The following is an 8,133-nucleotide window of genomic DNA, read 5'->3' as shown; positions in this document are numbered from 1 at the left end:
GATTAGGACAATTTGCTGCCCAAATAAATTCGTCAATCCCGTTTTTTATAAATAAAGTTTCCAATAAGCTATTTTCACTACATCTAAACTCTTGAATATCAGTCAAAGGCTCGATATTTAAAGTCGTAAACAAATTATTGTTACAACGCAACATCAACACATAATTTAATCCATTTACATCCAAACTAGTAAGTTGATTGTTGTCTAAAGTAATTTCGCCTAAATTAGGAGCTTGTTGTAAACTTATTGATGTTATTTGATTGTTAGAAGCATCCATTGCACCCAAAGAATTCAAACCTGCTAAATTTAAGCTGGTTAGTTGATTAAAAAGACAGTTTAAGGTTTGCAAATTTGCTAATCCAGTTACGTTCAAAGTAGTTATTTGGGAATTTCTGCAATCAAGAATTGTCAAATTACTAAATGGTGTTACATCCAAAGACGTTAATAAGGTTGCCCCACAATCCAAGTTGCTTAAATTCGGAATTGATTGCAGATTTAAATTTGATAAGGGTTGGCCTCCACAATACAATACTTCTAAATTGGGAAAATTTTGTAAACTAAGAGCGGTCAAATTATTAAAAGAACAGGCTAAAATTTCCAAATTCGTCAATGCACTAACATCAATTGATGTTAAAAGATTATGGTTGCATTCCAGATTGGTAAGATTAGTAAATGCATTGATTCCTTCTAGAGATGTAATTTTTTCATTGTCAAAAAGAAAAAAACCACTTAGTCTAAAATAAGTAACTTCCAAAGCTTCCGAAACCTGAATTTCGCCATCATTGTTGGCGTCAAGTGTAATCCAATTATTTGGTCCGCTTGCAGCAATAAGTTCTGTTGGCGAAGCAGCAAGTAATCGCGCTTTAAATTTAGGGTCCGGAATGTTAACCACAACTGATGAATCAAAAACTTTCAAGACATAACTTCCTACTGCGAAACAATTAGTAACATTATCGGTAACGCGAAACCAAACGGTCTGCAAATGATTACCTGAAAATGAAGCCGGGTTGGCTATTTGATTCGTTCCATTTAAAGCATCGGCTTGCGTTGTGAAGTAAGTAATTTGATGATTAGCATTGGAAGACACTAATGCATTTCGAGAAGTTAAATCAAAATTAGCTACACCATCGAAAGGATTTTCATAAAGTGCATAATACGGAATTGATGCATTTATAGAAATTTGATTTACAATTAATTGTAAAGTTGTTGTTGCAAAACTATTTGGAATGCTATTATTTTGCACTCTTACAAAAACGGTTTGACTTCCCAAAAATGTGTTCACATAGGGACTCACAAGTACATTAATATTTAAAAATGCAGCTGCTATTGAACCACTATGGTAACTTACTGAAAATGCAGCTGGATTTAAATTACCCAAAATTTCTGCATTTTTAGATGTCAAATCAAAAGATTCCAATCCATCGTTATTAGTATCGCAAACGGATAAGGGTGTTGGGCTAACAATTGTTGGTGGTTGTGCCATCACATACTGCGATAGTGCAAATAAGAAAAGTAGTAGTAATTTTTTCATGATATTTAATTTTGTATAAATTTAATACTGTAGTATTGATAAATTATTGGTTAATGAGAATTTCCAAGCTTTCAATTAGAATTCGTTGCCTCTCCTTAAATCCTGCTCCAAAAGAGAGGGAACTTCTAAAGATTCTTTAGCAACTCCTGCAAACGTTCTTTTTTTCTTTGCGAAATGGGCAAATTACTGTTGTCGCCCATCACGACATAACCACCGTCTTTTTTGATGTATGATTTCAAATACGCCAAATTAATCAAATGCGACTGGTGGATGCATTCAAAACCGTGTTCGGTTAACAACTCTTCGTATTCCTTTAGCGTTTTTGAAATCAAAACAGGCTTGTGGTCTTTGATGTAAAACGTGGTATAATTGCCTTCGCTTTCACACCGAATAATATCACTAATGTCAAAAAGATGGATGCCATCGGAGGTTGAAAGTGCGATTCTCTTAAAATGATCTACCTTCTTGCGGATGTTTTCCAGCAGCAAGTCGATGTGTTCAAAACTTTCCTTTTGTTTTGAAACGGATTTAATTTTTTCCACCACCTTTTCTAAATCATCCGGATCAACGGGTTTCAACAAAAAATCCAACGCACTAAACCGAAATGCTTTGATGGCATACTGTTCATGGGCTGTAATAAAAACAATGTGCGAATTTATTTTACCCTGACTTTGAGCCACGCGTTCCAGTATGTCAAAACCGGTTCCATCGTTTAGTTGGATATCCAGAAAAACCACTTGGGGGTGTAATTTTTCCATAGCGATTGTTCCAGTTTTCACACTGTCTGCTTCTCCAATAATTTCAATATCTGAAGCATAACGGTTCAACAAGCCTTTCATACCTTGCCGTAAATTTGCATCGTCGTCTATTAATAGTGCTTTTATCATAATCCTCCCCCAACCCCTCGGCCTCCCCAACCTCTCCAAAGGAAGGGCTTTTAAAATGGGGAGCCGAAACCGGCTCATTAAATTAGTATATATTTCTTTATTTACCTTTCAATCCTTCAATCCTTCAATCTTTCAATCCCCAAGTCCATCTATCCCAACTTCTCCACATACTGAACTGGCAAATGCAAAACTACTTTTGTTCCAGCAACAATTTCATCTGCATCTTTTACTTCTTCAATCGTCAAAAAAGATTGTTTTTGAGTAGTCGATTCCATCATTTCTAATCTTTTCTTCGTAATATCCAACGCCATCGATTTATGAATCGAAACCGATTGTTCTTTTAGCTTTTGCGAAGCTTCCAGTCCAACCCCGTTATCAATTATAGTACATAACAATTTATCATTTTCTAAATCAAATGAAATCGCAATTTTACCTTTCTCTTGTTTCGGAATTAATCCGTGAATAATCGCATTCTCAACAAAGGGTTGTAAAAGTAAAGGTGGCAAAGCCAAATCGTCTTCGATATCTTTGCTTTTGGTAATTGTAAAATCAAACACTTGATTGAACCGAAGTTGTTCCAATTCGAGATAGTTCTGTAAACTCTCAATTTCTTTGTCAATCGGAATCAAGGCTTCTTTCGAATATTCGAGGGTCAATCGCATCAGTTTCGAAAATTTTGCCAAATATTTTATCGCCGAGTCAGTGCCATTTTGCACAATAAAACTAGATATAGAACCCAAACAATTGAACACAAAATGCGGATTCATTTGCAAATGCAAAGCTTTTTGTTCGTACTCTGCAAGTTCTTTTTGAAGTATCAAATTTTTCTTTAATTGCCTACGGTTGTTGATTAAAAACACAATTCCGAATACCAAAATCACCACCAGAATACTGAAAATGATTTGCAAACGGTGCCGCTTGATTTGTTCTTCAAATACAATTTCTTTACGTTCTTGTTCCTTTTGCAACAACAATTGTTTTTTATCAAACTCTTCATTCATTTCGGTTTGCACCAATTGCCGTACATTCTGTTGACTTTGCAAGGTATCTTTTGCAACGGCATACAATTTAAAATGTTTCAGCGATTCATTTATTTGCCCAAGTTTTTCATATGTCGTACTCAATGCGAGTTCCGCATTTTGAATTGACTCCAAAAGCTGCAATTCTTTGGCGAAGGCCAAGGCTTTTTCGGTATTTTGTAGGGCTTTTTGAAAGTCATTTTGCTTCAAATAAAATTGACCCAAGTAATAATAGGTATCGGAAGACCCAAATTTGTCATCAATTTTCTGAAATTGAGTTAAGGCTTTTTCAAAATGAGCAACGGCTTCCGATGGATTGTTCTGTTGTTCGTAATATCTGGCAAAATGCGTCATTAATTCGCCCAAACCTCTCGCGTCTGGAAACTGCTGAAATCGTTTTTGAGCCAAGTCGAAGTATTTCAACGCTTCGGGATAGTTGCTTTGTTTCAAATAAATCTTACCAATATTAGTCGCCGTAATGCCACTGTAAGAAAGTTTGTTTTTTTCTTGAATTTTAAAGCATTTTAAAAAATATTCCAGTGCCTTAAAATCCTGATTTGTAGACACGTAAACCACACCAATGTTGTTGTAAATTTGAGCAGTTTTGAGTTCCTGTCCTGTTTCTTTATACAATTTCAGCGCTTTGAAATGATGTTGCAAGGCTTTGGCATAACTATTTTGCTCCGAAAAAACAATTCCCATACTTCCGTAAGCACGCGCCAAACCGTTTTTTATTTGAAGTTGATCACTCGACGATTGGGTCAATTCCTTTTCGAAAACAATTTGAGAAGCCTGAAAACTCTCTAATGCTGCTGCGTAATTTCCGGCAATAATTCCCGCATTACCAAGGTTGAGTAAAGCGTTGCCTTCCGCAACAGCAAAGTCAATTTTTCGGGCTAAAACCAAGGCTTTTTCTGCAGATTCCCGCATCATTTTCGGGTTGAAATCCTGATAAACAGAAGCAAGTTCATTTAAGACATTTGCTTTTTCGATATCGTCTTTACTGTTTTTTAGTACTTGCTGCAAACTATCTGCCGTAGCCTCCTGCGAAAATGCATTTGCAAAAAAGAAAAAAAACAGCAAACTAAAAATTATCACTCTTTTCATGGCCACTTATTAGATAGAAACAAAAATAGTATTTTGTAGGTGCAAAAAAGTGGTAAATGAGTATTTGATTACTTTGAATTAGAATTTGGTTTTTTAACGATAAAAAATAAATGTACAGAAGCGCTAAAAAAATATTTGCAACTACTGTATTTACTGGTATTTGCGATGTGGCGCGTAAATGGCGGGTCAATTCCTTTTGATATATTTGTGCTGAAAACCGAAGATTTGTAGTATTGCCTGAAATTAACACGATCATTATGAGACAACCAGAACTAGGTAAATTACTTACCAGCTTACGCAACGAAAAAGGACTGACCCAAGAGGAGCTGGTCGAAAAATGCAACATTAGTGTTCGAACGATTCAACGCATTGAAGCGGGCGAAGTGACCCCGAGAAGTTATACTATCAAAACGATTTTGGCCGCACTTGATCATAATTTGGAAACCATAAAAGAGGCTTTCTCGATAGAAGAACCCCACGATTTTAAAGTCTCCAAATCGCATTTTCAAGTATTGAATGTGGCTTTTATTGTCGGAATCATTTACTTTATTCTAGGTTTTGTTGAATTGTACATCGATGCCGATTTAGAATTTAGCGACAACATTAAAGTTTCGACTGCCTTTTATGTTTCGCTAAAGATTGTTTCATTTGTGACAATGCTGATTTTTTATGCAGGTTTTGTAATAAGTGGTAGCATCTTTAAAAATTATCTATTACGAATCAGTGCTGTTTTACTGATCATATTGCTTGGCATTGGATATGCTTTTGACCTCTACAGTTGGTTTCAACCGTCAGATTCAGAAGATATTTTTTGGGTTGGTTTCAGTATTTTCATTGGTTGTGCTTTTGTGCTGTACGGCATTGGAGTTCTCCGCCTTAAAAAACAGGTGGGAATGAATTTGGCTGCTGTTTCCGCCATCTTCATTATTATTACGGGTGCAACTTTAATAACGGTATTTCTGTTTGTAATCGGACTTTTCTTTTTAATTCCGGTCAGTATCTTGCAACTGATTTTACTTTACAAAATCAAAGAAATTGCAGCGAATCATTTGTTATCTATCGACAACTAATGTAAAAAAATTAACCCTTTCAGGGTTCAAAACGCTGAAAGGGTTATAATTAAAAATTCGTGCAAATTTGTGAAATCTATGTCAGATTTTATCTCTTCTTAAAAGCTTTCAATCCAGGAAAATAAGCCACATCGCCCAATTCCTCTTCAATTCGAAGCAATTGGTTGTATTTGGACATACGATCTGAACGGGAAGCCGAACCTGTTTTGATTTGGCCACAATTCAATGCTACTGCTAAATCAGCGATGGTGTTATCTTCCGTTTCTCCCGAACGGTGCGACATTACCGAAGTATAACCCGCATTGTGTGCCATATTTACCGCCGCAATCGTTTCTGTCAACGTACCAATCTGGTTTACTTTTACCAGAATTGAGTTGGCAATTCCCTTGTCAATACCGGTTTTCAAACGCGTTACATTGGTTACAAATAAATCGTCACCCACCAACTGAACTTTGTCTCCGATTAAAGTCGTCAAGTATTTCCATCCGTCCCAGTCGTCTTCATACATTCCGTCTTCAATGGAAATGATCGGATATTTGTGAGCCAATTCAGCCAAATATTCTGCCTGTTCTTTCGACGAACGGATTTTTCCATTCTCGCCTTCAAACTTTTTATAATCGTAATTTCCGTTTACATAAAATTCTGAAGCCGCACAATCCAATGCAATCATCACTTCATCACCAAATTTGTAACCTGCTTTTTCAACCGCATTTTTGATGGATTCAATCGCATCTTCCGTTCCACCAGCCAAGTTTGGTGCAAAACCACCTTCGTCACCCACAGCGGTACTCAAACCTCTATCGTGTAATTCTTTTTTCAAATGGTGAAAAATCTCCGTTCCCATTTGCATCGCATGCGTAAAGTTTTTGGCTTTAACCGGCATAATCATAAATTCCTGAAACGCAATTGGCGCATCAGAATGACTTCCTCCATTGATAATATTCATCATCGGAACCGGAAGTGTATTGGCGGAAACCCCACCAATATAGCGGTACAAAGGCAATCCCAACTCGTTGGCAGCCGCTTTGGCCACAGCCAGAGAAACGCCCAAAATGGCATTCGCACCCAAGTTCGATTTGTTGTGCGTTCCATCCAGCTCAATCATTTTTTGGTCAATCAAGTTTTGTTCAAAAACAGAAGTTCCCAGTAATTCCTCAGCAATTCGAAGATTTACGTTTTCAACTGCTTTTCGCACGCCTTTGCCCATAAACGCTTTACCGCCGTCACGCAATTCCACCGCTTCATGTTCGCCAGTCGAAGCGCCACTTGGCACAGCAGCACGACCCAAAACGCCGTTTTCCGTAATTACATCCACCTCAATCGTTGGATTTCCTCTTGAATCTAAAATTTGTCGGGCATGAATTTTTATAATAATGCTCATTTTGATATGTTTTAATGATGTGTTACACAATGATAATTGCAAATATATTATAAGTTTATGAATCCTTTTACGAAAAAATCGAATCTTATCAACTCAAACGGTTTAGTACTTTTTTTTTGGAGCGAATCGGTAGTGCGTTTTTGTAAACCATTTTCCTGCCATCCTTCCATCCCGATGAAAAATCGGGATTTCCCCCCTGTCAGGGCTAGACGGCAAATTTCAGGCTTCTTCCGAAACTTCGGAATGATTGCTTAGGCTTTTGTTAAAGCATTTTATCTAACAAATGAAAGCTACATCTTCACTGCTATTTGTCACTCCGCAATGAATTTATTACACCAATTTTCAAATTATATTTCAACCCAACCTCTTCACTGCTATTTGTCACTCCGTCAGGAGTCTATTATTCCAGTAGTCAATAACGTTTTAGATTTCTGCGAACACGAGAGCTTTGCTCGAACTGGCGAAGCAATGACAAATAAACGTGTAGATGATAGCATGAAAAGTTTACAAATCAATTTCTAAATTCGAGTCCGACATCTTCACTGCTATTTGTCACTCCGTCAAGAGTTTATTATTCCAATAGTCAATAACATTTTAGATTTCTGCGAATACGAGAGCTTTGCTCGAACTGGCGAAACAATGACAAATAAACGTGTAGATGATAGTATGAAAAGTTTACAAATCAATTTCTAAATTCGAGTCCAACATCTTCACTGCTATTTGTCACTCCGTCAGGAGTCTATTACCAGCATCTTCACAGCTATTTGTCACTCCGCCAGGAGTCTATTATTCCAATAGTCAATTACATTTAGATTTCTGCGAACACGAGAGCTTTGCTCGAACTGGCGAAGCTATGACAAATAAACGCGAAGATTAGACTGTCTCTCTTTGATAGCTTGTCCCGATTTTTCTTAAGCTAGGTAGCCAGCACTCCACCAGGAGTCTAATTCTATCAATTTTGTAAAGCTTGTAATCAAAATTCCTCAAACCACAATCCTAAAAACCAATTCCTTTATGTATATCCGTAATTGCTCATATTTTTGTATATTTGTTTGATAGATAAATTATTGGGTATGAATATTTTTAGTTTTGGAGTCGAATTTAGTAGTGAAGCCAATTGTATTGCGCATTTTAAAGC

5 protein-coding genes are annotated in these 8,133 nt (G+C 36.7%); 1 reads left to right on the top strand and 4 read right to left on the bottom strand.

Going from position 1 to position 8,133, the window contains the following annotated elements:
- The 3 genes from ACIQ2X_RS11215 to ACIQ2X_RS11205 all read right to left on the bottom strand — a co-directional run.
- The coding region (locus tag ACIQ2X_RS11215; protein WP_396179010.1) for a leucine-rich repeat domain-containing protein at window positions 1-1,531 on the bottom strand (1,531 nt) is incomplete at its 3' end.
- Between the two features lie 125 nt (window positions 1,532-1,656).
- Window positions 1,657-2,418, bottom strand: a complete 762-nt coding sequence (locus tag ACIQ2X_RS11210; protein ID WP_396179009.1) for a LytR/AlgR family response regulator transcription factor — start codon at window positions 2,416-2,418, stop codon at window positions 1,657-1,659.
- A gap of 149 nt (window positions 2,419-2,567) precedes the next feature.
- Entirely contained in the window at window positions 2,568-4,544 is a 1,977-nt protein-coding gene (locus ACIQ2X_RS11205) for a tetratricopeptide repeat protein (RefSeq protein ID WP_396179008.1), read from the bottom strand.
- Between the two features lie 257 nt (window positions 4,545-4,801).
- On the opposite strand from ACIQ2X_RS11205, the gene ACIQ2X_RS11200 reads away from it, so the two are divergent.
- Window positions 4,802-5,614: a helix-turn-helix domain-containing protein gene (locus ACIQ2X_RS11200; RefSeq protein WP_396179007.1), complete on the top strand. Its 813-nt coding sequence runs from the start codon at window positions 4,802-4,804 to the stop codon at window positions 5,612-5,614.
- 88 nt (window positions 5,615-5,702) lie between these two features.
- Here ACIQ2X_RS11200 and eno read toward each other — a convergent pair whose 3' ends face one another.
- Window positions 5,703-6,995, bottom strand: a complete 1,293-nt coding sequence (eno, locus tag ACIQ2X_RS11195; RefSeq protein ID WP_396179006.1) for a phosphopyruvate hydratase — start codon at window positions 6,993-6,995, stop codon at window positions 5,703-5,705.
- Between the last annotated feature and the right edge of the window lie 1,138 nt (window positions 6,996-8,133).

The sequence above is a fragment of the Flavobacterium sp. genome (assembly GCF_044368625.1).
Classification (GTDB): domain Bacteria; phylum Bacteroidota; class Bacteroidia; order Flavobacteriales; family Flavobacteriaceae; genus Flavobacterium.
Note: the sequence above shows the minus strand (reverse complement) of the source record. Positions and strands in the feature narration are given on the sequence as shown.

Excerpts from the sequence above, each read along its gene's own strand:
- ACIQ2X_RS11210 (WP_396179009.1), bottom strand. The coding sequence starts at position 2,418 with ATGATAAAAGCACTATTAATAGACGACGATGCAAATTTACGGCAAGGT.
- ACIQ2X_RS11205 (WP_396179008.1), bottom strand. The coding sequence starts at position 4,544 with ATGAAAAGAGTGATAATTTTTAGTTTGCTGTTTTTTTTCTTTTTTGCA.
- ACIQ2X_RS11200 (WP_396179007.1), top strand. The coding sequence starts at position 4,802 with ATGAGACAACCAGAACTAGGTAAATTACTTACCAGCTTACGCAACGAA.
- eno (WP_396179006.1), bottom strand. The coding sequence starts at position 6,995 with ATGAGCATTATTATAAAAATTCATGCCCGACAAATTTTAGATTCAAGA.